Source organism: Myxococcus sp. AB025B, assembly GCF_006518215.1.
GTDB classification, from domain to species: domain Bacteria; phylum Myxococcota; class Myxococcia; order Myxococcales; family Myxococcaceae; genus Myxococcus; species Myxococcus fulvus.
Map to the genome: position 1 here is coordinate 52,239 of NZ_SRLW01000009.1, position 22,770 is coordinate 75,008.

The 22,770-nt window shown below is 70.2% G+C and carries 20 protein-coding genes; 9 read left to right on the plus strand and 11 right to left on the minus strand.

Features of this window, described 5'->3' with window-relative positions:
• Positions 1-59: 59 nt before the first annotated feature.
• The 7 genes from lepA (at position 60) to FL311_RS02990 (ending at position 8,540) form a co-directional block, all read left to right on the plus strand.
• Complete coding sequence (gene lepA, locus FL311_RS02960) at positions 60-1,871, plus strand: translation elongation factor 4 (protein WP_141323305.1); 1,812 nt, start codon at positions 60-62, stop codon at positions 1,869-1,871.
• Positions 1,872-1,874: 3 nt separating this feature from the next.
• Complete coding sequence (gene lepB, locus FL311_RS02965) at positions 1,875-3,131, plus strand: signal peptidase I (protein WP_141323307.1); 1,257 nt, start codon at positions 1,875-1,877, stop codon at positions 3,129-3,131.
• A 76-nt stretch (positions 3,132-3,207) separates the two neighbouring features.
• A complete protein-coding gene (gene lepB / locus FL311_RS02970; RefSeq protein WP_141323309.1) occupies positions 3,208-4,455 on the plus strand; it encodes a signal peptidase I in 1,248 nt (415 codons plus the stop codon).
• Between the two features lie 85 nt (positions 4,456-4,540).
• Positions 4,541-5,434, plus strand: a complete 894-nt coding sequence (locus FL311_RS02975; RefSeq protein ID WP_141323311.1) for an aspartate carbamoyltransferase catalytic subunit — start codon at positions 4,541-4,543, stop codon at positions 5,432-5,434.
• On the plus strand, positions 5,431-6,735 hold the full coding sequence (locus FL311_RS02980; RefSeq protein WP_141323313.1) for a dihydroorotase: 1,305 nt from the start codon (positions 5,431-5,433) through the stop codon (positions 6,733-6,735). Before FL311_RS02975 ends, FL311_RS02980 begins: the two co-directional genes overlap by 4 nt.
• The gene (carA, locus tag FL311_RS02985; protein ID WP_141323315.1) at positions 6,735-7,859 is read left to right on the plus strand and encodes a glutamine-hydrolyzing carbamoyl-phosphate synthase small subunit; all 1,125 of its coding nucleotides are present in this window, start codon (positions 6,735-6,737) and stop codon (positions 7,857-7,859) included. The genes FL311_RS02980 and carA overlap by 1 nt, the downstream gene beginning before the upstream one ends.
• Positions 7,860-7,874: 15 nt before the next feature.
• Positions 7,875-8,540 (plus strand): hypothetical protein, encoded by a 666-nt coding sequence (locus tag FL311_RS02990; RefSeq protein WP_141323317.1) that lies wholly within the window; start codon positions 7,875-7,877, stop codon positions 8,538-8,540.
• Positions 8,541-8,559: 19 nt separating this feature from the next.
• Here FL311_RS02990 and pyk read toward each other — a convergent pair whose 3' ends face one another.
• The 3 genes from pyk to FL311_RS43945 all read right to left on the minus strand — a co-directional run bounded on the left by pyk (position 8,560) and on the right by FL311_RS43945 (position 11,374).
• Positions 8,560-9,960, minus strand: a complete 1,401-nt coding sequence (gene pyk / locus FL311_RS02995) for a pyruvate kinase (protein ID WP_141323319.1) — start codon at positions 9,958-9,960, stop codon at positions 8,560-8,562.
• Positions 9,961-10,108: 148 nt separating this feature from the next.
• Positions 10,109-10,894 (minus strand): bifunctional nuclease family protein, encoded by a 786-nt coding sequence (locus tag FL311_RS03000; protein ID WP_194869027.1) that lies wholly within the window; start codon positions 10,892-10,894, stop codon positions 10,109-10,111.
• 102 nt (positions 10,895-10,996) lie between these two features.
• Complete coding sequence (locus FL311_RS43945) at positions 10,997-11,374, minus strand: hypothetical protein (RefSeq protein ID WP_194869028.1); 378 nt, start codon at positions 11,372-11,374, stop codon at positions 10,997-10,999.
• Positions 11,375-11,455: 81 nt separating this feature from the next.
• On the opposite strand from FL311_RS43945, the gene FL311_RS03005 reads away from it, so the two are divergent.
• Entirely contained in the window at positions 11,456-13,270 is a 1,815-nt protein-coding gene (locus FL311_RS03005) for a long-chain fatty acid--CoA ligase (RefSeq protein ID WP_194869029.1), read from the plus strand.
• Between the two features lie 96 nt (positions 13,271-13,366).
• Here the strand turns inward: FL311_RS03005 and FL311_RS03010 are convergent, their stop codons facing one another.
• From FL311_RS03010 to aroF, 8 genes are all read right to left on the minus strand, one after another.
• On the minus strand, positions 13,367-14,668 hold the full coding sequence (locus FL311_RS03010) for a citrate synthase (RefSeq protein WP_141323320.1): 1,302 nt from the start codon (positions 14,666-14,668) through the stop codon (positions 13,367-13,369).
• Between the two features lie 77 nt (positions 14,669-14,745).
• Positions 14,746-16,035 (minus strand): 3-phosphoshikimate 1-carboxyvinyltransferase, encoded by a 1,290-nt coding sequence (locus tag FL311_RS03015; protein WP_228556636.1) that lies wholly within the window; start codon positions 16,033-16,035, stop codon positions 14,746-14,748.
• Positions 16,032-17,102 (minus strand): 3-dehydroquinate synthase family protein, encoded by a 1,071-nt coding sequence (locus tag FL311_RS03020; protein ID WP_141323322.1) that lies wholly within the window; start codon positions 17,100-17,102, stop codon positions 16,032-16,034. The genes FL311_RS03015 and FL311_RS03020 overlap by 4 nt, the downstream gene beginning before the upstream one ends.
• Positions 17,099-18,118 (minus strand): chorismate synthase, encoded by a 1,020-nt coding sequence (gene aroC, locus FL311_RS03025; protein ID WP_141323323.1) that lies wholly within the window; start codon positions 18,116-18,118, stop codon positions 17,099-17,101. Before aroC ends, FL311_RS03020 begins: the two co-directional genes overlap by 4 nt.
• Positions 18,115-19,386, minus strand: a complete 1,272-nt coding sequence (locus FL311_RS03030) for a shikimate dehydrogenase (RefSeq protein WP_141323325.1) — start codon at positions 19,384-19,386, stop codon at positions 18,115-18,117. The genes aroC and FL311_RS03030 overlap by 4 nt, the downstream gene beginning before the upstream one ends.
• Positions 19,383-19,928, minus strand: a complete 546-nt coding sequence (locus FL311_RS03035; RefSeq protein ID WP_228556637.1) for a shikimate kinase — start codon at positions 19,926-19,928, stop codon at positions 19,383-19,385. Before FL311_RS03035 ends, FL311_RS03030 begins: the two co-directional genes overlap by 4 nt.
• Before the next feature lie 37 nt (positions 19,929-19,965).
• A complete protein-coding gene (ubiE, locus tag FL311_RS03040; RefSeq protein WP_141323327.1) occupies positions 19,966-20,655 on the minus strand; it encodes a bifunctional demethylmenaquinone methyltransferase/2-methoxy-6-polyprenyl-1,4-benzoquinol methylase UbiE in 690 nt (229 codons plus the stop codon).
• The gene (gene aroF, locus FL311_RS03045; protein WP_228556638.1) at positions 20,652-21,557 is read right to left on the minus strand and encodes a 3-deoxy-7-phosphoheptulonate synthase; all 906 of its coding nucleotides are present in this window, start codon (positions 21,555-21,557) and stop codon (positions 20,652-20,654) included. The genes ubiE and aroF overlap by 4 nt, the downstream gene beginning before the upstream one ends.
• A 116-nt stretch (positions 21,558-21,673) precedes the next feature.
• On the opposite strand from aroF, the gene FL311_RS03050 reads away from it, so the two are divergent.
• Positions 21,674-22,770: chorismate-binding protein (locus FL311_RS03050; RefSeq protein ID WP_141323331.1), on the plus strand; the 1,097-nt coding region annotated here is incomplete at its 3' end.

The following is a 22,770-nucleotide window of genomic DNA, read 5'->3' on the forward strand; positions in this document are numbered from 1 at the left end:
TAGATTTTCGCGCGGTTCGATGTTACTCACGCCCGCTTCTTTCGACGAGCGCCCCGAACATGCCGGCTGAAAACGCGCACATCCGCAACTTCTGCATCATCGCCCATATCGACCATGGGAAGTCGACGCTGGCCGACCGCCTCCTCGACAAGACGGGGACGCTGAGCAAGCGCGAGGCGCAGGCCCAGTTCCTCGACAACATGGACATCGAGCGCGAACGGGGCATCACCATCAAGGCCCAGTCCGTGCGGATGAACTACACGGCGAAGGACGGCAAGCAGTACGTCCTGAACCTCATCGACACGCCGGGGCACGTCGACTTCGCCTACGAGGTGAGCCGCAGCCTGGCCGCGTGCGAGGGCGCGCTGCTGGTGGTGGACGCGTCGCAGGGCGTGGAGGCGCAGACGCTCGCCAACGTCTACATGGCGTTGGATCACGACCTGGAGATCATCCCGGTCATCAACAAGATCGACCTGCCCAGCGCCGACGTGGACCGCACGCGCGCCGAGATTGAAGACGTCATCGGCATCGACGCGTCGGTGGCCGTGCCCGCGTCCGCGAAGGAGGGCATCGGCATCCACGAGATCCTCGAGTCCGTGGTGGCCCGCGTGCCCCCGCCGACGGGCATGCCGGACGCGCCCCTCAAGGCGCTCGTGTTCGACTCCTGGTACGACAACTACCGGGGCGTGGTGACGCTGGTGCGCGTGCTCGAGGGCACGCTGAAGCTCAAGCAGAAGATCAAGCTGTGGAGCAACAACAAGGTCTTCGAGGTCCAGGAGCTGGGGGTCTTCAGCCCGTTCTCCCGTCCGGTGCAGCAGCTGATGGCCGGCGAGGTGGGCGTGCTGGTGGCCAACATCAAGGAGCTCCAGGACGCCAAGGTCGGTGACACCGTCACGGAGGAGGCCCGTCCCACGGACGCGCCGTTCCCCGGCTTCCAGGAAGTCAAGCCGATGGTGTTCTCCGGCATCTTCCCGGTGGACTCGGACCAGTACGAGAACCTGCGCGACGCGCTGGCGAAGCTGAAGCTCAACGACTCCGCCTTCACGTACGAGCCCGAGTCCTCCACGGCGCTCGGCTTCGGCTTCCGCTGCGGCTACCTGGGCCTGCTCCACATGGAGATCGTCCAGGAGCGCCTGGAGCGCGAGTACAACCTGGACCTCATCACCACGGCGCCCAGCGTGGTGTACCGCATCACCACCAGCAAGGGGGACGTCCTGCTCGTGGACAACCCCGCGAAGCTGCCGCCGGTGCAGAGCATCGAGAAGTTCGAGGAGCCCATCCTCACCTGTCACATCCACGTCCCGAATGATCACCTGGGCGCCATCCTGAAGCTGTGCCAGGAGCGCCGCGGCGTGCAGAAGGACATGAAGTACCTGGGCAGCAGCGGTCAGCGCGTGCAGGTGACGTACGAGATGCCGATGGCGGAGGTGGTCTTCGACTTCTTCGACAAGCTCAAGAGCGTGTCGCGCGGCTACGCGAGCCTGGACTACGAGCTGACGGGCTACGAGGAGGCGGACCTGGCGCGCCTGGACATCCTCATCAACGGGGACCCGGTGGACGCGCTGAGCGTCATCGTGCACCGCGAGCGCGCGTACCTGCGCGGCCGCGAGGTGTGCCAGAAGCTCAAGGAGGTCATCCCGAAGCAGATGTACGAGGTGGCCATCCAGGCGGCCATCGGCGCGAAGATCATCTCGCGCGAGACCATCTCCGCCATGCGCAAGAACGTGCTCGCCAAGTGCTATGGCGGCGACATCAGCCGCAAGCGCAAGCTCCTTGAGAAGCAGAAGGAGGGCAAGAAGCGCATGAAGCAGGTGGGCACGGTGGAGATTCCGCAGGAGGCCTTCCTCGCGGTCCTGAAGACGGAGCAGTAGCCCATGAACGCCGCCAGTCCTTCGGCCACCCCTCCCGCGAAGCTGGCGTCCGTGATGGCGGCCCGGCGCACCCCTGAACAGGTGCGCGCCCGGCGCACGCTGGTGTGGCGGGAGATGCTCACCAGTCTGTGGGCCCCGCTGTGCATCATCGCCATCGTCCTGTTCCCGTACACGGTGCTCATCGAGTACGTGCCCACGGCGGCCTCGTGGGCGCAGCCGGCGATGAAGGGGCTGGGGCTGTTGATGGTGGCGTACTTCGCGGCGCTGCTCGTGTGGCGCAACGTGTCGCCCAAGGAGAAGCAGCTGCGGCGCCTGCGGCACGAGGCGCACGAGCTCATCTCGGAGAACGAGCGCATCCTCCAGAAGCCGGGCGTGCGGGAGAAGGTCTCCCCGGCGGTGGCGGAGCAGATCGCCGAGCAGGCGCTGAAGGTGGAGGGCGCGTCGGCGGCGGGTGACTCGGACGCGCTGGTGCGCGAGGTGAAGGCGCTGGAGGCGCTGACCACGCAGCACCTGGGGGCGTTCCGCAAGGAGTCGGCGGCGGACTTCGTGGGCGGCTTCGTGAAGATGCTGCTGGTGGCGCTGGTGTTCCGCACCTTCATCGTGGAGCCCTACCGGATTCCGTCCGGCTCCATGCTGCCCACGCTGCAGATCGGCGACCAGGTCTTCATCAACAAGTTCATCTACGGCGTGCGTGTGCCGTTCGCCAACGTGGTGCCGTTCGTCATCGTCCGGCCCCCCGCGCGCGGCGACGTCATCGTGTTCAACAACCCCGTCAACGAGGCCACCGACTACATCAAGCGTGTGGTGGGCGTGCCGGGCGACACGGTGGAGATGTACGACGGCGTGGTCCACATCAACGGCCAGCCGCAGGCGCGCCAGCTGGTGGACGGCGAGTACATCGTCCACAACATCACCGACAGCGGCCAGTGGTACGACCAGCAGGAGGCGCTCTACCAGGAGAACCTGAGCGGCGTGCCGCACAGCGTGCTCCAGACGCCCACGCGCATGCCCCGCCACGAGGGCCCCTATGTCGTCCCCGAGGGCCACGTCTTCGTGATGGGTGACAACCGGGACAACAGCTCCGACAGCCGCCACGGCCTGGGCGTCACCGGCTACGGCCGCACGGAGTTCGTGCCGTACGGCCACATCAAGGGCAAGGCCATGGTGGTGTGGCTGTCCCTGGGCTACCACGGCCTGTTCCACGGGCTGTTCGGTGGCACCGGCCTGCGGCTGGACCGCTTCTTCGAGCCCGTGCGCTGACGTCGCCCGTCCCGGGCTGACGGGAGTTCCCTGGCAATCGCTGCCCCTCGTGGTTCGTAGAGGGGAGCGGTCGACCATGAGCTCCTCGCGTCCCTCCGCCGTGTCCGTGGTGTCGTTGCCCTCCCAGATGGCGGCCCGGCGCACCGTCGCGCAACGGCAGGCCTACCAGCGGCTCCGGTGGCGAGAGCGGCTCGCCAGCCTGTGGGCCCCGGTGCTCATCCTCGCCGCGGCGCTGTTCCCGTACATGACGCTGATTGCGTACGTGCCCTCGGCGGCGAGCTGGGCGCAGCCGCTGATGAAGGGGCTGGGGCTGCTCATGGTGGCGTACTACGTCGTCCTCTGGGTCCGGCGTGGCGTCCAGTCCACCTGGTTCCAGGCCCGCCGCGCGGCACGTGAGCAGCTCGACGAGAGCGAGCGGGCGCTGTCCCGGGCGCAGGCGAAGCAGGCATTGGCGGCGGGGACGGGCGAGCTCTTCCCCGAGCAGGCGCTGAAGGTGGAGTCAGCCTCGGTGCGCGGGGACGCGGACGTGCTGCACGGCGAGGTGAAGCTCCTGTCGGCCCTCACGGAGCGGCACCTGGGCGCCTTCCGCAAGGAGTCCACCGTGGAGCTCTTCGGCGGCGTGGCGAAGTTCCTGCTCATCGCCCTGGTGTTCCGCACCGCCTGCGTGGAGCCCTATCGGATTCCGTCCGGCTCCATGCTGCCCACGCTGCACATCGGCGACTTCGTCCTCATCAACAAGTTCATCTACGGCGTGCGCGTGCCGTTCGCCAACGTGGTTCCGTTCGTCATCCTGCGTCCCCCGGCCCGCGGGGATGTCATCGTGTTCAACAACCCGGTCGACACGTCTGCCGACTACATCAAGCGCGTGGTGGCCGTGCCGGGGGACACGGTGGAGCTGTTCGACGGCGTGGTGCACATCAACGGCCAGCCGCAGGCCCGCCAGCTCGAGGACCCGGAGTTCGTCGTGCACGACCTCGCGGAGGGGACGTGGTTCGAGCGGAAGGAGGCGCTCTACCGGGAGGACCTGGGTGGTGTGTCCCACGCGGTGCTCCAGACGCCCACGCGGACGCCTCGCCACGAGGGGCCCTACGTCGTCCCCGAGGGCCATGTCTTCGTCCTGGGGGACAACCGGGACAACAGCGCGGACAGCCGCCATGGGCTCGGCAGGCCCGGGGGCTACGGCGAGCCGGCCTACGTCCCGTATGGCCACATCAAGGGCAAGGCGCTGGTGATGTGGCTGTCGGTGAGCCACGGCGGTCTGTTGCACGGACTGTTCGGCGGCACCGGTCTGCGGGTGGACCGCTTCTTCGAGCCCGTGCGCTGAACCACACCGGGGGGGCGAGCGACCCGCCGTCCCTCGGACGGTGCTTGACGCGCCGCACGGCCCGGGGTACGCGGCGGCCCCGGCCATGAGACACCTCCTTGGAATCGAAGGCTGGCGCCGGGACGAGCTCGAAGCGGTGCTCGACAGGGCGCGTGCGCACCTGCCCGGTGGCCCGGATGCCACCCACACCCTGCGCGGCAAGGTCGTCGCCAACCTCTTCTTCGAGGACTCGACGCGCACTCGCACCTCGTTCCACATGGCCGCCCGCGGCCTGGGAGCGGGCGTGCTCAACTGGAGCCCCTCCGGCTCGTCCACCTCCAAGGGCGAGACGCTGCTGGACACCGCCCGGAACATCGAGGCGACGGGGCCGGTGGCCATCGTCATGCGGCACCGCTCCTCGGGCGCGCCGCACCTCGTCGCCAGGCACGTGCGCTGCGCCGTCATCAACGCGGGCGACGGCACCCACGAGCACCCCTCCCAGGCGCTGCTGGACGCCTTCACCCTGCGCCAGCGCTGGGGCGGCCTGGACGGCCGCACGGTGCTCATCGTCGGCGACATCCTCCACAGCCGCGTGGCCCGCTCCAACCTCTGGTGCCTGAAGGCGCTGGGGGCGCGCGTGGTGTTCTGCGGCCCGCCCACGCTGATGCCGCCGGGGCTGGAGGAACTGGGCGCGGAGGTGACGCACAACCTGGACGCCGCGCTGCCGCAGGCGGACGCGGTGATGTGCCTGCGGCTGCAACTGGAGCGGATGGGCGAGGCGTTCCTGCCCTCCACGAAGGAGTACTCGCGGCTGTTCGGGCTCACCGCCGCGCGCGAGGAGCGGATGAAGGCGGGCGCGCTGGTGATGCACCCGGGCCCCATCAACCGGGGGCTGGAGCTGGCGCCCTCGGTGGCGGACGGAGCGCGCAGCGTCATCCTGGAGCAGGTGTCCAACGGCGTCGCCGTGCGGCGGGCCATCCTCGAGGTCTGCACGTCATGAGTGCCACGGTGCTTTTCCGCAGAGGCCGCGTCATCGACCCGCGCAACGGCGTGGACGGCGTGCGCGACGTCCTGGTGCAGGACGGCAAGGTGGCCCAGGTCTCCGACGCGCCGCTGTCCGCGCCCGCCGGCGCCGAGGTGGTGGACGCCGACGGCAAGTGGGTGCTGCCGGGCTTCATCGACCTGCACGTGCACCTGCGCGAGCCGGGCGAGGAGGGCAAGGAGACGGTGCTCACCGGCTGCCGCGCCGCCGTGGCCGGAGGCTTCACCGCCGTGGTGGCCATGCCCAACACCAAGGTGGTCAACGACAGCGGGCTCGTCACGGAGCTGGTGCTGTCGCGCGCCCGCGCCGCCAACCTGTGCCACGTGTACCCCGCGGGGGCCATCACCAAGGGCCTCAAGGGCGAGGAGCTGGCGGAGACGGGCGAGCTCATCTCCTCCGGCTGCGTCGCGATCACGGACGACGGCCGGCCGGTGATGAACGCGGCCCTGATGCGCCGCGCGCTCCAGTACGCCACGCAGTTCGGCGTGCCGGTGATGGTGCACGAGGAGGACCTCACGCTGTCCGCCGGTGGCGCCATGCACGAGGGGCCCACGTCCACGCGGCTGGGCCTGCGCGGCATCCCCGCGTCCGCCGAGGTGGCCATGGTGGCGCGCGACCTGGTGCTGCTCGAGGAGACGAAGGGCCGGCTGCACATCGCCCACGTGTCCTGCGAGGGCAGCGTGCGCCTCATCCGCGAGGCCAAGCGCCGGGGCCTGTTCGTGACGGCCGAGGTGACGCCGCACCACCTCATCCTGGATGACCGGGCGGTGGGGGACTACGACACGCACGCCAAGATGGCGCCGCCCCTGCGCGCGGACCGGGACGTGGAGGCGCTGCGCGAGGCCATCGTCGACGGCACCATCGACGCCATCGCCACGGACCACGCGCCCCACGGCGTGCTGGACAAGCAGGTGGAGTTCGAGAAGGGCATCAACGGAATCGTGGGGCTGGAGACGGCCCTCGGGCTGACGATGGAGCTGGTGCACGCGGGGCGGCTGGACGCGAAGCGGGCAGTGGAGCTGCTCTCGCATGGCCCGGCGAAGGCGTTCGGCCTGCCGGGCGGCCACCTGGCCCCCGGGGCTCCGGCGGACATCACCGTGGTGGACCCCTCGGAGGAGTGGACGGTGGATGCCCACCGGTTCTATTCCCGCAGCCGGAATACCCCCTTCCATGGCCGTAAGCAGAAGGGACGCGTGGTGCAGACCTGGGTTTCTGGCCGGAAGGTGTACGCCGACGGTCAGGTGAAGGAGTCGCGGTGATGACGAAGCGGGCAGTGCTCGCCCTGGCGGATGGCACCACCTTCGAGGGCCGCGCTTTCGGCGCGGTCGGCGAGACGGTGGGTGAGGTGGTCTTCAACACGTCCATGTACGGCTACCAGGAGATCCTCACGGACCCCTCGTACGTCGGGCAGATCGTCACCATGTCCTACCCGGAGATGGGCAACGTCGGCACGACGCCGGAGGACGAGGAGGCGGGCAAGCCGCACGCGGTGGGCATGGTGGTGCGCGCCCTCGCCAGCCAGCCCTCCAACTGGCGCTCGAAGGAGTCGCTGGACGCGTACCTGAAGCGCCACGGTGTCGCCGGCATCGAGGGCCTGGACACCCGCCGCCTGGTCCGCCACCTGCGCACCCACGGCGCGCAGATGGGCGTCATCTCCAGCGAGGGCCTGTCCCCGAACGCCCTGGCCGAGCGCGCCCGCACGGCGCACGGCATGGAGGGCCTGGACCTGGCCACCGGCGTGTCCACCAAGACGCCGTACACCTTCACCGCGCCCTCGCCGGACGTCTTCACCGGCATCGGCGAGGCCCACCCCCAGGGCGAGCCGCGCTTCGACGTCGTCGCGTACGACTACGGCCTGAAGAAGTCGATGCTGCACTTCCTGGTCGACGTGGGCTGCCGCGTGACGGTGGTGCCGTCCCACACCACGGCGGACGAGGTGCTGGCCCGCAAGCCCCACGGCGTCTTCCTGGCCAACGGCCCCGGAGACCCGGCGGCGGTGAAGGGCGCGGACCGCACGGTGGCGGCGCTGCTGGGCAAGGTGCCGGTGTTCGGCATCTGCCTGGGGCATCAGATCATGGCCCTGGCGCTGGGCGGCCGGACCTACAAGATGAAGTTCGGCCACCGCGGCGGCAACCAGCCCGTGAAGGACCTGACGACGGGCAAGGTGGAGATCACCGCGCAGAACCACGGGTTCGCCGTGGACGACGCCAGCCTCAAGGGCAAGGCCGTGGTGACGCACATCAACCTGAACGATGGCACGGTGGAGGGCCTGGCCGTCCCGGACGCGCGGGCCTTCAGCGTGCAGTACCACCCCGAGGCCTCTCCGGGCCCCCACGACGCACGCTATCTCTTCGGCCGCTTCGCGAAGCTGATGGCGGGGTAGGATCTACCACCCAATATGGACTCCCCGCTGTCACCGCTCTCCTACCAGCCGTACCTGGACCAGCTCATCGCCTTCGGCAGCGCGGAGTCCCGGAAGGAGGACCTCCTCGCGGCCAAGGCGGAGTACTTCCGCCTGACGGGCGAGGTCTTCGAGGACGACAAGCTCTTCGAGCTGCGCATGGCATCGTTCCTCGACTTCTACCTCTACGACCGCGTCTCGCCGCTCACCGGCAAGACGCCGGCCGCGGAGTTCTACGAGCAGCGGCTGGCCAACTCCCCGCCCGAGGAGGCCAACGCCTTCCGCAGCTTCACCGAGACGGTCCACGGGCTCTTCGAGGTCCGCAAGCTGGCCAAGGGCCTGGTGCGGCTGCGCGAGCTGTACTCGGGCAAGGACTTCGACGTGACGGAGCGCCGCCACATCGCGGGGCTGGAGACGGGCGACATCCTGGAGGCCCGGCTCATCCCCTTCGGCGGGCACCTGCTGTTCTCCGCCGCGTTCTGCTACCACCCGCGCGTGGCGCTGAAGTCCATCAAGGCCGAGGTCAAACGCCGCAAGAAGAAGGAGCCGCAGCGCACCCCCAACGAGCTCGTCTGGGAGTGCGCCCGCCGCGCCCTCAACATGGACCGCTACCGCCAGCTGTCCGTCGAGAAGATCTACGACTTCGAGCAGAAGGTGCTCTGACGACGCGCGTCCACCGCGCTCACACGCGGTGGATGCTCATCAGATTGGTGTTGCCGGGGACGTTCAGCGGCACGCCCGCCACCACGACGACGGGCGCGCCCTCCTCGCAGATGCCCTCGCGCAGGCACAGCTTGCGCACCTGGCCCAGCATCGCGTCGGTGGATCGCACCCGGCGCACCTGCAGCCCCGTCACGCCCCAGTACAGCGACATCCGGTTGACGGTGGTCTCGCTCGGCGTGAGCGCGATGATGCGCGCGTTGGGGCGGAACTCGGAGATGAGGCGCGCGGTGTGGCCGCTCTCCGTGTACGCGACAATCGTCTGGATGCCGAGCTGACCGGCCGCCGCCACCGCCGCCGCCGCCACGCCCGTGCCCAGATCCTCGGAGCGCTCGAAGGGGGAGTGGTGCTGGTGGCGCGTCACGCCGCGCTCGGTCTCCTCGACGATGCGGGCCATGGTGGCCGCGGCCTCCGTGGGGTAGCGCCCGGCGGCCGTCTCGCCCGACAGCATCACCGCGTCCGCGCCGTCAAGGATGGCGTTGGCCACGTCGGACACCTCCGCGCGCGTGGGGCGCGGGTTGGCCACCATGCTCTCCAGCATCTCCGTGGCGACGATGACCAGGCCGCCCATCTGGTTGACCACCTTCACCATGTGCTTCTGGATGGCGGGCAGCTGCTCCAGGGGCATCTCCACGCCCAGGTCTCCACGCGCCACCATGATGCCGTCCGCGGCGCGGGCGATGGCGTCCAGCTGCTCCACGGCCTGGGGCTTCTCAATCTTGGCGATGAGCGGCGTCTTGTTCTTCGCCACGTGCTTGCGGGCCTTGTGGATGTCCTCGGCGGTGCGCACGAAGGACAGCGCCACGTAGTCCACGCCCACGTCCTGACCGAAGGCGAGGTCCGCCTCGTCCTTGGCGGTGATCGTGGGCACGGACATGGGCGAGCCGGGCAGGTTCAACCCCTTGTGGTCCTTGAGCAGGCCGCCCACCTCCACCTCGCACAGCACGTCCTGGCCGGACACCTTGCGCACCCGCAGGCGCACGCGGCCGTCGTCCAGCAGGATGGCGTCCTTGGCCGCCACGTCCTTCACCAGCGACTTGATGGGGGTGGGGATGATGGAGCCCTGGCCCACCACGGCCCGGGTCGTCACCGTGACGCGCTGACCCGGCTTCACCACGAGCTGTCCACCCTCGAACTTTCCCAGGCGGATCTTCGGCCCCTGGATGTCCTGGAGGATGGCCACCGGCAGCTTCAGCCGCTGGGCGGCCTTGCGGATGAGGGACACCCGGTGGCGGTGCTCGTCATGCGTGCCGTGCGAGAAGTTCAGCCGGGCCACGTTCATGCCCGCGCGGATGAGGCCCTCGATGGCCTCCAGCGAGCTCGTTGCCGGTCCCAGGGTGCAGATGATCTTCGCCTTGCGCATAGGTGCGCGCATCCTAGGCGCCCGGGTGCGTGGCTTGACAGCTTCGCGCTCGGGAGACTAACTCTTCGCTTCCAAGTACCGAGCTTCAGCAAGAAAGCCCGGCTACCCTGGGAGGGGGGCCGGGCTTTCTCGTGTCCAACGGGGCGCGTCACAGCTCGATGGTCTTCCCCGTGCCCTTGGGGCCGCCCAGCGGCGGGTGGCCCGGCGGCAGCATCTCCGCGTCCATGTCGATGGGAGGCGCGCTGCCCGGGGCGGGCATGCCGGGAGGCGGCAGCGGGGCGGGCTCGTCCATGAGGCCTCCCGGGCCGCTGCCGCCCACGCCGGGGCCGCCCTCCTGGAGGGACTCGATCTCCTCGCGGCTGATGCCCGCCAGCGTGAGCACCTTGCGCGTGACGCGGATGCGCGCATGGCTGGTGAGCGCCATGGCGATGGAGTCCGAGGGCCGGGCCTCCAGCGTCAGCTTCTTGGCGCCCTGCTCCAGGAAGACGCGGCCCGAGTAGACGTTGTCGCGCAGGTCGTCGATGCGGACCTCCGTCACCTTGCCGCCCAGCTCGTCCACGACGTGGTCCAGGAGGTCCTGGGCCAGCGGCTGCGGCGGCTCGCGCTTGGCCAGGCGGAAGGCGATGGAGACGGCGGAGGCCTCGTCCACGAAGACGGGCAGCACCACCTGGCGGTCCTTGGTGGTGAGCACCACCGCGTGCGTCTGGGCCTCCATCAGCGGCACGACGTCCTGGACTTCCAGTTCGACCAGCTCCGAGCAGGCCTTGGGGTCGCCCCCGTGCTCGGTGATGCAGGGTTGACCGGTGTCGCCAGGCAGGGTGGCGGCGACGGCACCGGGCGCCGTGAAGGCGGGGAGCAGCAACGTCCCCCCCAGCGCCAGCAACAGCGCCGAGAGGGGGGCGAAGAAGAAAGTGGCGCGGTTGGGTGTTCTCACACCCTGAAGCTACGCACCCGCACCCCTGTCGGGAGGGTACGGCTTCCGCCCGGTTGCCCTGGGCGGCACGAACCGGCCGCCCGGAGGGCAAGGGAGCGAACGTCAGCGGCGCTCGTCGTCCTCGTCCTCGTCGTCGTAGTCCTCTTCGTCGTCGACGTCCTCGTCCTCATCCTCGTCGAGGTCGTCGTCCTCGTCCTCGGAGTCCTCGTCCTCGTCTTCATCCTCGTCGTCGAGGGTGTCCGCGACGTCCTCCGACTCCAGCGTCATGGAGACGGCGAACTTCTTGTCGAGCACGGCGATCTGCGCGCGCATCTCCGAGAGCGCGGCGACGAAGTCCTCCGTGAGATTCGCGGGCGCCTTCGCGTCGCAGTGGGGACAGACGATCTTCTCCGTCCCCTCGATGAGGTCTTGAACGTCAAGCTCGAAGCTTGCCTCGCACTTCTGGCAGGTGAAGTCGATGCTCATGGTCGGGCGCGGCATACAAAGCCCTCCAACCAGCTGTCAACGTCCGCGAAAAGGGAGCGTGGTGATGAGGGCCCTACATCCGCTAGCGTTCGCCGGATGGACCTCCCGAAGACGATGGTGCATGCCCTCCATGACCGGGCCGCGCAGCATGAGCATCGGCCGGCCCTCTGGACGCGTCGAGGACGCGCCTATGTCCCCACCTCCTGGTTCGAGTACGCCCAGAAGGTCAAGGCCTTCGCCCTGGGCCTGAGGAGCCTGGGCTACGGCGCGGGCCAGCCGCTGGGCATCATCAGCTTCAACCGCGAGGAGTGGCACGTCGCGGACCTGGCCGCCATGGCCATGGGCGGGGTGCCGGTGGGCCTGTACACCACCAGCGCGCTCGAGCAGCTCGAGTACATCCTGGGCCACTGTGAGGCCACCGTCCTCGTCGTGGAGAACGAGAAGCACCTGGCCACGGGCCTGGCGCTCAAGGCCCGGCTGCCCAAGCTGCGCCACATCATCGCCCTGGACGTGCCGGAGGGGCCCCGGCCCGAGGGCGTGTGGCGCTACTCGGAGGTGCTGGCGCGCGGCACGGGCGTGGACGACAAGCCCTACTGGGACAGCGTCAACGCGCTCCAGCCGGAGGCGCTGTGTACGCTCATCTACACCTCCGGGACGACGGGCCACCCCAAGGGGGTGATGCTCAGCCACCACAACCTCGCCTGGACGTCGCGCCAGCTCATCATGGCGGTGGAGTTCGGCAAGCAGGACGGCGTCATCCTCTCGTATCTGCCGCTGTCGCACATCGCCGAGCAGGTCATCTCGCTGCACAGCCCGCTGATGCTGGGCGTCCAGGTGTACTTCGCCGACTCGGTGGAGGCGATGCCGGGCAACCTCAAGGACGTGCGCCCCACGTTCTTCTTCGGCGTGCCCCGCGTGTGGGAGAAGTTCCGGGCCAAGGCGGACGAGGGCCTGCGCTCCCAGCCCCCGCTCAAGCGCCGCATCGTGTCCTGGGCGCGCGGCGTGGCCTCCGAGTACCACTCCCGGGCCCAGCGCCACGAGCGCATCCCCGTGACGCTGGACGCGCAGTACAAGCTGGCGCAGCGGCTGGTGTTCGAGCCGCTCAAGGCCCGCATCGGCATGGAGCGGGTGGACTTCTTCGCCACCGCGGCGGCGCCCATCGCCCGGGAGGTGCTGGAGTTCTTCGCCTCCATCGACATCTTCATCCACGAGGTGTGGGGCATGACGGAGGTGTCCGGCCCCGGCACCGTCAACACCCAGGAGGCCACGCACCTGGGCACCGTGGGGCGCGCCATGATCGGCGTGGAGGTGCGCATCGCCGAGGACGGGGAGATCCTCGTCAAGGGCGGCAACGTGTGCATGGGATACTACAAGAACCCGGAGGCCACCGCCGAGCTGCTGGAGGGCGGGTGGCTGCACTCGGGGGACGTGGGGCAGCTGGACGGCGAGGGCTACCTGCACATCACCGGCCGCAAGAAGGAGATCATCGTCACCTCCGGCGGGAAGAAGACGGCCCCGGGCAACATCGAGGAGCTGCTCAAGTCGCTGCCCGCGGTGGGCCACGCGGTGGTGGTGGGCGAGCGGCGCAACTACCTGGTGGCCCTGCTCGCGCTGGACGTGGAGAAGGTGCGCGCCCTGGCGAAGGAGAAGGGCTGGCCCGAGGACGTGGGCACGCTCGCCCGCGACGCGCGCCTGCGCCAGCTGCTCCAGGAGAAGCTGGACCGCGACATCAACCCGAAGCTGTCCCGCTTCGAGACCATCAAGCGCTTCGCGGTGCTGGAGCAGGAGCTCTCCGTGGACGCGGGTGATCTGACGCCCACCCTGAAGGTCCGCCGCAAGGCCGTGGAGCAGAAGCACGCGGCGCTCATCGAGTCGCTCTACGCGGAGCTCGGCGCGGCCCACACGGGCTGACGCCGCGTGCGGTGCGGGGTGGGGTGGCCCGCAACGAGAAAGGGGCGGGGAGCCTTTCGGTCCCTCGCCCCTCCTCACCTCAAGGACGGCAGCGGCCTACTTCGCCGCGCGCTTGTCCATGTCGACGTAGTCGCGGCGCTTCTGGCCCGTGTAGACCTGACGCGGACGCGCGATCTTCTGCTCGGGGTCCAGGACCATCTCCTCCCACTGCGCGCACCAGCCCACCGTGCGGGGAATGGCGAAGAGGACGGGGAACATCTCCGCCTGGAAGCCCATCGCCTCGTAGATGAGGCCGGAGTAGAAGTCGACGTTCGGGTAGAGCTTGCGCTTGACGAAGTACTCGTCCTGCAGCGCGATGCGCTCCAGCTCCACGGCCAGCTCCAGCAGCGGGTTCTTGCCCGTCACGTCGAAGACCTCGTCCGCCACGCGCTTGATGACCTTGGCGCGCGGATCGTAGGACTTGTAGACGCGGTGGCCGAAGCCCATCAGCTTCTTCTCGCCCTCGCCGCTCTTCACCGACTTGATGAAGTCCGGGACCTTGGAGATGTGGCCGATCTCGCGGAGCATGCGCAGCACCGCCTCGTTGGCGCCGCCGTGCAGCGGGCCGTAGAGGGCGCCGATGCCGGCCGTCACGGCCGAGTACGGGTCCACTTCCGACGAGCCCACCGTGCGCACGGACGTCGTCGAGCAGTTCTGCTCGTGGTCGGCGTGCAGGATGAAGAGCACGTCCAGCGCGCGCTCCAGCACCGGGTGGACCTTGTAGGTCGACGTTCCGACGCGCTTCACCATCGCCAGGAAGTTGGCGACGTAGGACAGGTCGTTGTCCGGGTAGATGTAGGGCAGGCCCTTCGACTTCCGGTAGGAGAACGCGGCGATCGTCGGCATCTTGGCGATGAGCCGGGTGATCTGGATGCGGCGGCTGCGCTCGTCCTTCGTGTCCTTCGCCTCCGGGTAGAAGCCGGACAGCGCCGCCACGGTGGAGCCCAGCATGGACATGGGGTGCGCGTCGTAGCGGAACCCATCCATGAAGGACTTCACGTTCTCGTGCACGTAGGTGTGGTGCGTGACGAGGTAGATGAACTGCTCCAGCTCCTTCGGCGTGGGGAGCTCACCGTTCAGCAGGAGGTAGGCGACCTCCAGATAGCTGGACTTCTCGGCCAGCTGCTCGATGGGGTAGCCGCGGTACTCCAGGATGCCCTTGTCACCGTCGATGAAGGTGATGGCGCTCTTACAGTTCGCGGTGTTGAGGAACGCCGGGTCGTAGCCCATGAGGCCGAAGTCGTCGTCCGCGACTTTGATCTGGCGCAGGGCGTTGGTGCGAATACAGCCGTTCTCGACCGGGACCTCGTACGTCTTGCCGGTCCGATTGTCGGTGATCGTCAGCGTGTCCTTGGGCATGGGCGGAGATTTCACAGGGCGCAGATCGCTTTCAACAAAAAAGAACGATAAGTCGGTGAGGGAGACACTGATGTTTCCTACGGGGACGCTGAAATGCGGACGCCCGAGCGGGTGAGCTGACGCCAGAAGCCCGGAAAGCTCTTCTCGACACACTCGGGGCCGGTGAGGACGAGGGTCACTCCGGACAGCACGCTCAGGGTCGCGGCCGTCATGGCGAGCCGGTGGTCACCCCGGCTGTCCATCTCGAAACGGGCGGGAGGCGTGGACGGGGGCGTCACGAGGAGGGTGTCATCCTCCAACTCCGCCTTGCCGCCGAAGGCCGTCACCAGGTCCCGGATGCCTTCCAGCCGGTCGCTCTCCTTCAGTCGGAGGATTCCGACATCCGTGAGCGTGGAGGGCGCGGGGAGCACACAGGCGAGCGCCGCCAGGGTCGGCAACAGGTCCGGGCACTCCTTGCCCGAAGCCCGCAGGCCGCCGGTGGGCCGTCCCGTCACCTTCAGGACGTGCGCCCCCGGCGCGGGCTCGGTCCTCAAGCCCACCTGCTCGATGAGCCGGAGGATGGCCTGGTCTGGATGGGCGCTGGCCGTGTCCGCGCGCTCCACGCTGCCGCCGGCCTTCCAGGCGACGAGCAGCAGGTAGCCCAGCGAGGACCAGTCGCCCGGGAGCGTGGGGACGCTCGGCGGCGGGGTGTGGCCGCAGACGGTGTAGCGGGAGGCGGACTTCTTCAGCTCGAAGCCGAAGCGCTCCAGCCACGTCAGCGTGAGGTCCAGGTAGCCCGCGCTCGTCAGCGTGCCCTCGATGTCCACGCTCCACGCGCGGCGCTCGCGCAGGTACAGCGCCGCGCAGCCCAGCAGGAGGCTGGAGGCGTACTGGCTGCTCTGCGAGCCGGGGACACGGAACACGGGCTCGACGGAGGACGTGTCCGTGGGCGCGGCGATCTCCACCGGCCAGGGCTGCCCTTCCGTGAGGGTGAGCCCCGCGGGGCCGAGCGCGTCCTTCAGCGACGTGAAGAGCGGCCCGTGGGGACGCTCGCCCAGGCGAGGGGTGCCGGTGAGGCGCACGCGCGCGCCGGGCGTCACCGCGACCTGGGTGGCGAGGATTCGGAACGGAGCGCCACCATCGGCGCAGTCCACGTCGCGCACCGGGCCGGCCGGAAGGCGCAGGGCCTCCACGCCCCGACGCAGCACGCGCACGTCGGCGGGCAGGTCCTCGTCGGACTCGGCCTGCACGGAGGGCAGGGGCCAGGAGCCGGTGAGGTGGCCCAGCACCAGCGCCCGCTGCGCGTCCGACTTGGACACGGGCGGCGTGAGGGGCGAGGCCTTCAGGCCCGAGGTCTCCACCACGATGCGATGGGTGCTGGCGCTCACGGGCGCACCCCCTTCGTCCACGCGGGCCACAGCGCGCGCCACGTCTGCGGGCCCACGTCGCGGACCTCGGTGGCGCCGATGGCCGTCAGCAGCACCATGCGCAGCTCGCCCTTGGCTCCGGCCTTCTTGTCGGCGTCGAGCAGGGTGGTGATGGTCTTGAGCGACGCGGGACGAAGCAGCTGGGCCACGCGCTCGCGGCCGAGGACGCCGGGGCCGTTGACGAGCGCGGCCTCCGCCTGGGCGGCGATGGGCTCGGGGGTGACGCCCAGGTGGCGGCCCACGTCCAGGGCCAGCAGGATGCCCAGCCCCACCGCGTCGCCGTGCGACAGCTTGAAGTGGGACACGCTCTCCAGCACGTGGCCGAAGGTGTGGCCGAAGTTGAGCACCCGGCGCAGGCCCTGGAACTCGTACGGGTCCTGGGCGCAGACCTTCTCCTTGAGCCCTCGCGCGTGCTTGACCAGCTTCTCCAGCGTGGGGGGCGTGCGCGTGTAGCGGCGGAACAGGGCCGCATCCAGGCTGATGACCATCTTCCACGCCTCGAGCGAGCCCTCGCGCACCTGCGTGGGCGACAGTGAGGCGAACAGCTCCGGGCAGATCCACGACTCGTCGGCGTAGTGGAAGACGCCGGCGGGGTTCTTCACCACGCGGCCCTTCACGGTGAGGTCCACCGCGCCCTTGCCGCCGAGGCTGCTGTCGACGGCGGCGAGCAACGTGGTGGGGACCTGCACCAGCCGCACGCCGCGCTTGAGCAGGTGCGCGGCCACGGTGGAGACATCGCCCACGGTGCCGCCGCCCACGGCGACGAGCGTGCCCGAGCGCGGCAGGGACAGGCCCGCGGCGAGCACCTTCTCCAGCGCCGCGAAGCTCTTGGCGCTCTCACCGCCCACCACCTGGACGATGGCGCGAGGCGCGCGGGCCTCGAGCGCGGGGAGGAGCGTCGGGTGGAGCCTGGCGACGGTGCGGTCCACCACCGCGAGGCTTCCCTCGGGGAGGCGCTTGGCGAGTCGGGTGAAGGGTCCCCAGCGATCGTTGGGTGGACGGTAGGCGCCGGGTGGGTAGGGGGTCATAGGGTGTTGGGGCGTGCGTTCATCTGTTGGACGAGGTCTGCGATGACCAGGGACACCATGGACTCCAGCACCGGGACGGCGCGCGGCATGATGCACGGGTCGTGACGGCCACCCTTCGCGTGGTCCGCCAGCGTCGCTGGGGGTTTGAAGTAGGCGCGGACCTGGAGCGGCTCGCCGTTGGTGAGCCCGCCCTGGATGCCGCCGTAGACGTCCTTCACGGAGTGGAACTGGGTGCCCGGCTGACCGATGCGCTGCATCAGGTCCGGCGGTCCCCAGACGACGCCGGTGACGGCGCCCACGCTGCCCAGGGCCTGGGCGATGAGCGCCTTGATCTTCCCGAAGATGGGCTCGCCCAGTCCCACCGGCAGGCCCTCCACGCGGATGTCGATGGAGCCGCCCAGGCTGTCTCCGGCCTCCTTGGCGGCGAGGATGCGGCGGGACATCTCCTCGCGCACCGCCTCATCGGGGCAGCGCGTGGGGTGCGCGTCCACCATGGCGCGCGTCAGGCCCGGCGCGGGCACGGAGGCGACGAGGTCGCCCACCTGCGACACGTACGCGACGGTGCTCAGGGTGGGCATGTCCCGCTCCAGGTACGCCTCGGCGATGGTGCCGCCGATGACGCGGCAGAGCGTCTCGCGGCCGCTGGTGCGTCCGCCGCCACGGTGGTCGCGGTGCTTGTAGCGCTCGCGCCACACGGCGTCCGCGTGGCCGGGCCGGTCCACCTGCTTGAGCTCCTTGTAGTCACCGGAGCGCTGGTTGGTGTTGCGGACGATGGCGGCGATGGGCGTGCCGAGCGTCTTGTCCTCGAACACGCCGGAGAGGAGCTCCACCTGGTCCGGCTCGTTGCGAGGGGTGACGAGCGCGGACTGGCCCGGGCGGCGGCGGTCCAGCGCGGCCTGGATGCGCGCGCTCGTCAGCGGCACACCCGCGGGGCAGCCGTCCACCACCGCGCCGAGCGCGGGGCCGTGGCTCTCGCCAAAGGTCGTCAAGCGAAAGAGGACGCCGAAGGTGTTCATGTCGCGGTCTCCCAGAGCTGGCGCTGTCGCCGGGCCTGCGCGACGAACCACGCCGCACCCAGCAGGACCGGGGTTCCGCCGCGCCGCTTGATCTCCGCCGCGATGCGTCGGCCGGGCGCACCGTACGCGATCACCGCGACGCGCGCTCGCTCGAATCGCAGGGAATCCGGTGGCGCCACCCGGTCCGGCCAGGTCCACACGACGGCCCCCGTCACTGGCCCCTGGATGTCGGCCCGCCGCAGGACTCGCAGCGCCTGTCCGCGCTCGGCGGCCACGGTGCGAAGCGCGGAGGTCGCTCCTCCATCGCCCAGGACGATGACGTCCTTCGCGTCCAGGCGCTCCAGGACCTTCCGGGCGCCCTCGGTGTCGGTGTTGAAGGACTCCCACTTGGCTCCTCGACGGACCAGGGTGTTGATGGCGTCCAGCGACGAGCCGGTGTGCTTCGCGAGCCGCAGCTTGAAGGGGCTGGTGACGGCGAAGCCGCCGTAGTGGGGCACGAGCGAGTCGAGCACCGCCTCGACGGGTCCGTCCTCGGGGAGGTCGATGCGGTCGAAGGGCTGGCGGTGGATGCGGGGCGAGCGGGAGTGGGTGATGGCCGTCCCGAAGATGCCCAGGCGCAGGGGCGCGGGGAGCGTTGTGCGGTCCGCGCCCCTCCACTCGCGCACGGCATCGTCGAGCAGCCGCTGTCCAGGAGCGGCGACCCAGGAGCCGCCCGCGGCCACGTAGTCGAGCAGGTTGCTCCGCGCCAGCACCGCGCGCGCCGGCAGCGCCACCGCGCCCATGCCGAGCACGGTGACGCGCGACACGCCGAAGCGCTCGCCCAGCTGTCGCTGCGTCTCCAGCAGCACGGAGAGGTGGGCCGGGTCCGTCATGGGCTCCACGTGCTTCACCAGCGCGTCGGCGGGCAGCTCGCGCGACCACAGCGCGAGCGCTTCCTCGGTGGTGAGCTGCCGGTCCGCGTGGTGCGACGCGAGCAGCTTGCCGGAGGGCGCGTCGAGCGAGCCCTTCTGCCCGGTGGCGTCCATCAGGTCCCGGTCCACGCGCCACGCGGCTGCGACCCAGGCGGGAGGAAGGGGCTTGCCACGCTCGGACACGAGCAGCGGGAGCACGTCCGCGAGCGCGGCGGCGTCCACGGCGTCGGGGGCGTGCAGGTCGGTGCGAATCTCCAGCACGTCGGCGCCGCGACGCTGGCACCCCCGGGCGAAGTGCACGGCGTCGGGGCCGAGCAGGGTGGGGGGCAGCGTCACGATGCGCCGGGCGGGCGTCACAAGAGCTCCTCGGGATGCAGGCAGCCCCGGAGGAAGTCCACCAGGGCGACGGTGGGAACGCGGGCGTGCAGCGCCTCGCGCTCGCGGAAGATGGAGGCGATCTCCTCTTCCAGGGAGACCTCCGGCCGCAGCCGGGGGCGCGTCCGGTCCGTGAGCAGCCGCTCGCGGTAGGTCTCGAACGTCACGGGGATGATGAGGGTGAAGGTGCCGGCGAGCGCGTCCGGGTGATGCGACAGGAACCCGCCGCCCACGGCCACGAGCCCCCCGGGGGGCAGCTCCAGCAGCGCGCGGCGCTCGGCGGCGCGGAACTCGGCGGGGGCCTGCGCCACCCAGGTGCGCAGCGGACGTCCGTGCATCTTCTCCAGGTGCGCGTCCAGGTCCACGCCCGTGCGCCCGAGCAGCCGGGCCACGCGGGGCAGCAGCGTGGACTTGCCGGCGCCCCGGTGACCACCCAGCACCACGGTCTGCCCCGCGGCGGGACGGGGCGTGGGCCCCGGGCGCGTGAGGGCGTCCCTCAGTGCCGGCCTGAGCCGGGGATCCACCGAGGAGAGGACATGCTCGACGAGGTGTGGCCGCGGCTCAGCGGACGAGGCCGACATACACGTTCGCCGTTCCGAACGTCAGCGGATGCGCGCTTCGCTCCGCATAGGCGCCGGACTGGTCCATCAGCGACAGGAAGCGCTCCCCCGCGGGGAACGCCGCCGACGTGCGGGGCAGGTACTCATACGCCGCGCGGTTGCCGGTGAGCAGGCCGCCCACCGTGGGCATCACCGTCTTGCTGTAGAAGCGGAACAGCGCGCCGAAGACGCCCGTGGGCTGACCGAACTCCAGCACGACGACGCGGCCGCCCGGCTTCACCACGCGGCCCATCTCGCTCAGGCACTTCACCGGGTCATCCACGTTGCGGATGCCGAAGGCGATGGACGCCACGTCGAAGCGGTTGTCCTCGAAGGGCAGGTCCATGGCGTCGGCCACCTGGAAGTCCACCTGGAGCCCCGCCTTCGCCGCCTTGGCGGGGCCGCTCTCCAGCATCTCCGCGCAGAAGTCGGTGCCAATCACGTGGCCCGTGGCGCCCACCTTGCGCTTGAACGCGAGCGCAAGGTCGCCCGTGCCGGAGGCGCAGTCGAGGACGCTGTCCCCCGGCTTCGCCTGGCTCAGGCGCACCGCGGTCCGTCGCCACAGACGATGGATGCCGAACGACAGGACCTCGTTCGTCACGTCGTACTTCGTGGCGATGGAGGAGAACATCTGACGGACTTCGGTGCTCATCTCGCCCTCACGACCTGGGCCGGGCTCTCCGGCCGCCAAAGATGTCGGCCCACCGCGTCTAGCACGGGTGGTAGCCGCTGCATCAACGTTTGGAAGCGCTCCGGCGTCAGCGCCTGGTTCCCATCGCACAGCGCCTGCTCGGGCCGGGGATGGACTTCAATCAGCAGCCCGTCCGCGCCCGCCGCCGCGGCGGCCAGGGACATGGGCAGGATGAGGTCCACCTGTCCCGTCGCATGGGACGGGTCGACGATGACGGGCAGGTGCGTGCGCTGCTTGGCCCAGGCGACCGCCGCCAGGTCCAGCGTGTTGCGCATCTCCGTCTCGAACGTCCGGATGCCCCGCTCGCACAGCATCACCTGCTCGTTGCCACCCTCGAGCACGTACTCCGCCGCCAGCAGCCACTCCTGCAGCGTCGCCGACAGGCCCCGCTTCACCAACACCGGCCGGCGCACCTTGCCCAGCGCGCGCAGCAGCGAGAAGTTCTGCATGTTCCGCGCGCCCACCTGGAGGATGTCCGCGGACTCCGCCATGAAGGGAATCTGCGCGGTCTCCATCACCTCACTGATGATGGGCAGCCCGTGGCGACGGCCCGCCTCGGCCAGCAGGTGCAGGCCGGGCTCGCCCATTCCTTGGAACGCATAGGGACTGGTGCGGGGCTTGAACACGCCACCCCGGAGCACGTGGGCGCCCGCCTGCGCCACGGCGGCGGCGGTCCGGTCCACCTGCTCCAGACCTTCGACGGCGCACGGCCCCGCCATCACCACGAACCCCGGTCCACCCACCTCCACCGAGCCCGCACGCACCCGCGTGCCCTCGGGACGGAAGGCTCGGAGCACACGCCGCGCGCCCGTCTCCTTCCCGGCCACCGCCGGCGCGGATTCGTCTGGCTGCTTGCCTCCCACGAGCCCTCCCATCCACCGAGTTCAAGAGGTTTTGAACTCCTTGGTGCATGTATAGCCGTTATGGCTTAGAAGACAACCGAAGGTGATTTCAGGGCAGTCGCGGATGAGGACCGCTGATGAAGACGCTCAATCCCGTTGAGGGCCAGCGCTGGGTGGCCGGAATGATGCCCCTGGCGGCGGTGGATCCACTCTCCGGAGCGGATTCGCTGGGCGTTCCGACGGTGTATTGGGAGCGGCCCCTGGCGCGCGAGGCGGCGGCGGGCTGGGGCGAGGCGGCGGTCGTCGAGGCGACCGTGCCCGCACAGGTCCCCGCGGTGCTGGGCTCCTTGAGTGACCTCTCGTTGCGGTGGTTGGGCCCGGCGCCGTCGGACATGCCGGGGCCCTGGTTCGGCGGGCTCCGCTTCGGCGCGGCGGGGGTGGTGGACGAGGCGTGGGCCGCGCATGGCGTGGCGCGCTGGACGCTGCCGGAGGTGCTGGTGTGGCGCACCGGGAGCGGGCTGGCCGTGGCCGCGTTCGCACCGGAGGCGCGTGGGGGCGAGGACGTGGTGCGCTCGCGGCTCGAGCGGGTCCGCGCGCGCTTCTCCGAAGGGTATCGGCACGCGCGGGGCGCGGAGGTCGCGCTCACGGTGGTGTCGTCGCGGCCGGAGTTCGAGGCGCGCGTGGAGCGGGCGCTGGAGGCGATTGCCTCGGGACAGCTCCAGAAGGTCGTGCTGGCGCGGCCCGTGGATGTGGAGGCGGCCGAGGCGTTCGACGTGGTGGACGTGCTGGCGAGGCTGCGTGAGCAGAACCCGCGCTGCGCCACCTTCCTGTTCCGCGCGCTGGACGGGACGTGCTTCCTGGGCGCGACGCCGGAGACGCTGTGTCGGGTGGAGGGCCGGGCGCTGGAGACGGAGGCCCTGGCGGGCACCGCGGCGCCGCGCGAGGCGGAGGGGTTGCGAGGACAGGACAAGGACGCGCGTGAGCACGCCGCGGTGGTCCGCTACATCCTCGCGGCGCTGCGCACGCTCGCGGACGAGGTCCACTCCGACGCGGAGCCCCAGCTGCTGGCGTTGAAGAACGTGGTGCACCTGCGCACGGGCATCGGCGCGCGGCTGCGCGAGGGTGTGTCGGCCGCGCAGGTGGTGGAGGCGCTGCATCCGACGCCGGCGGTGGGCGGGACGCCTCGGGAGCGCGCGTTGTCCTTCCTGGTGGAGCACGAGGGGCTGGACCGGGG

What these genes read in the sequence shown, in the direction of transcription:
- pyk (WP_141323319.1), bottom strand. Translation starts at nt 9,960, where the DNA reads ATGCGCAAGGCGAAGATCATCTGCACCCTGGGACCGGCAACGAGCTCG.
- lepB (WP_141323307.1), top strand. Translation starts at nt 1,875, where the DNA reads ATGAACGCCGCCAGTCCTTCGGCCACCCCTCCCGCGAAGCTGGCGTCC.
- aroC (WP_141323323.1), bottom strand. Translation starts at nt 18,118, where the DNA reads ATGAACACCTTCGGCGTCCTCTTTCGCTTGACGACCTTTGGCGAGAGC.
- FL311_RS43945 (WP_194869028.1), bottom strand. Translation starts at nt 11,374, where the DNA reads ATGCCGCGCCCGACCATGAGCATCGACTTCACCTGCCAGAAGTGCGAG.
- FL311_RS02980 (WP_141323313.1), top strand. Translation starts at nt 5,431, where the DNA reads ATGAGTGCCACGGTGCTTTTCCGCAGAGGCCGCGTCATCGACCCGCGC.
- FL311_RS03020 (WP_141323322.1), bottom strand. Translation starts at nt 17,102, where the DNA reads ATGACCCCCTACCCACCCGGCGCCTACCGTCCACCCAACGATCGCTGG.
- FL311_RS03005 (WP_194869029.1), top strand. Translation starts at nt 11,456, where the DNA reads ATGGACCTCCCGAAGACGATGGTGCATGCCCTCCATGACCGGGCCGCG.
- ubiE (WP_141323327.1), bottom strand. Translation starts at nt 20,655, where the DNA reads ATGAGCACCGAAGTCCGTCAGATGTTCTCCTCCATCGCCACGAAGTAC.
- lepA (WP_141323305.1), top strand. Translation starts at nt 60, where the DNA reads ATGCCGGCTGAAAACGCGCACATCCGCAACTTCTGCATCATCGCCCAT.
- FL311_RS02990 (WP_141323317.1), top strand. Translation starts at nt 7,875, where the DNA reads ATGGACTCCCCGCTGTCACCGCTCTCCTACCAGCCGTACCTGGACCAG.
- FL311_RS02975 (WP_141323311.1), top strand. Translation starts at nt 4,541, where the DNA reads ATGAGACACCTCCTTGGAATCGAAGGCTGGCGCCGGGACGAGCTCGAA.
- FL311_RS03010 (WP_141323320.1), bottom strand. Translation starts at nt 14,668, where the DNA reads ATGCCCAAGGACACGCTGACGATCACCGACAATCGGACCGGCAAGACG.
- carA (WP_141323315.1), top strand. Translation starts at nt 6,735, where the DNA reads ATGACGAAGCGGGCAGTGCTCGCCCTGGCGGATGGCACCACCTTCGAG.
- lepB (WP_141323309.1), top strand. Translation starts at nt 3,208, where the DNA reads ATGAGCTCCTCGCGTCCCTCCGCCGTGTCCGTGGTGTCGTTGCCCTCC.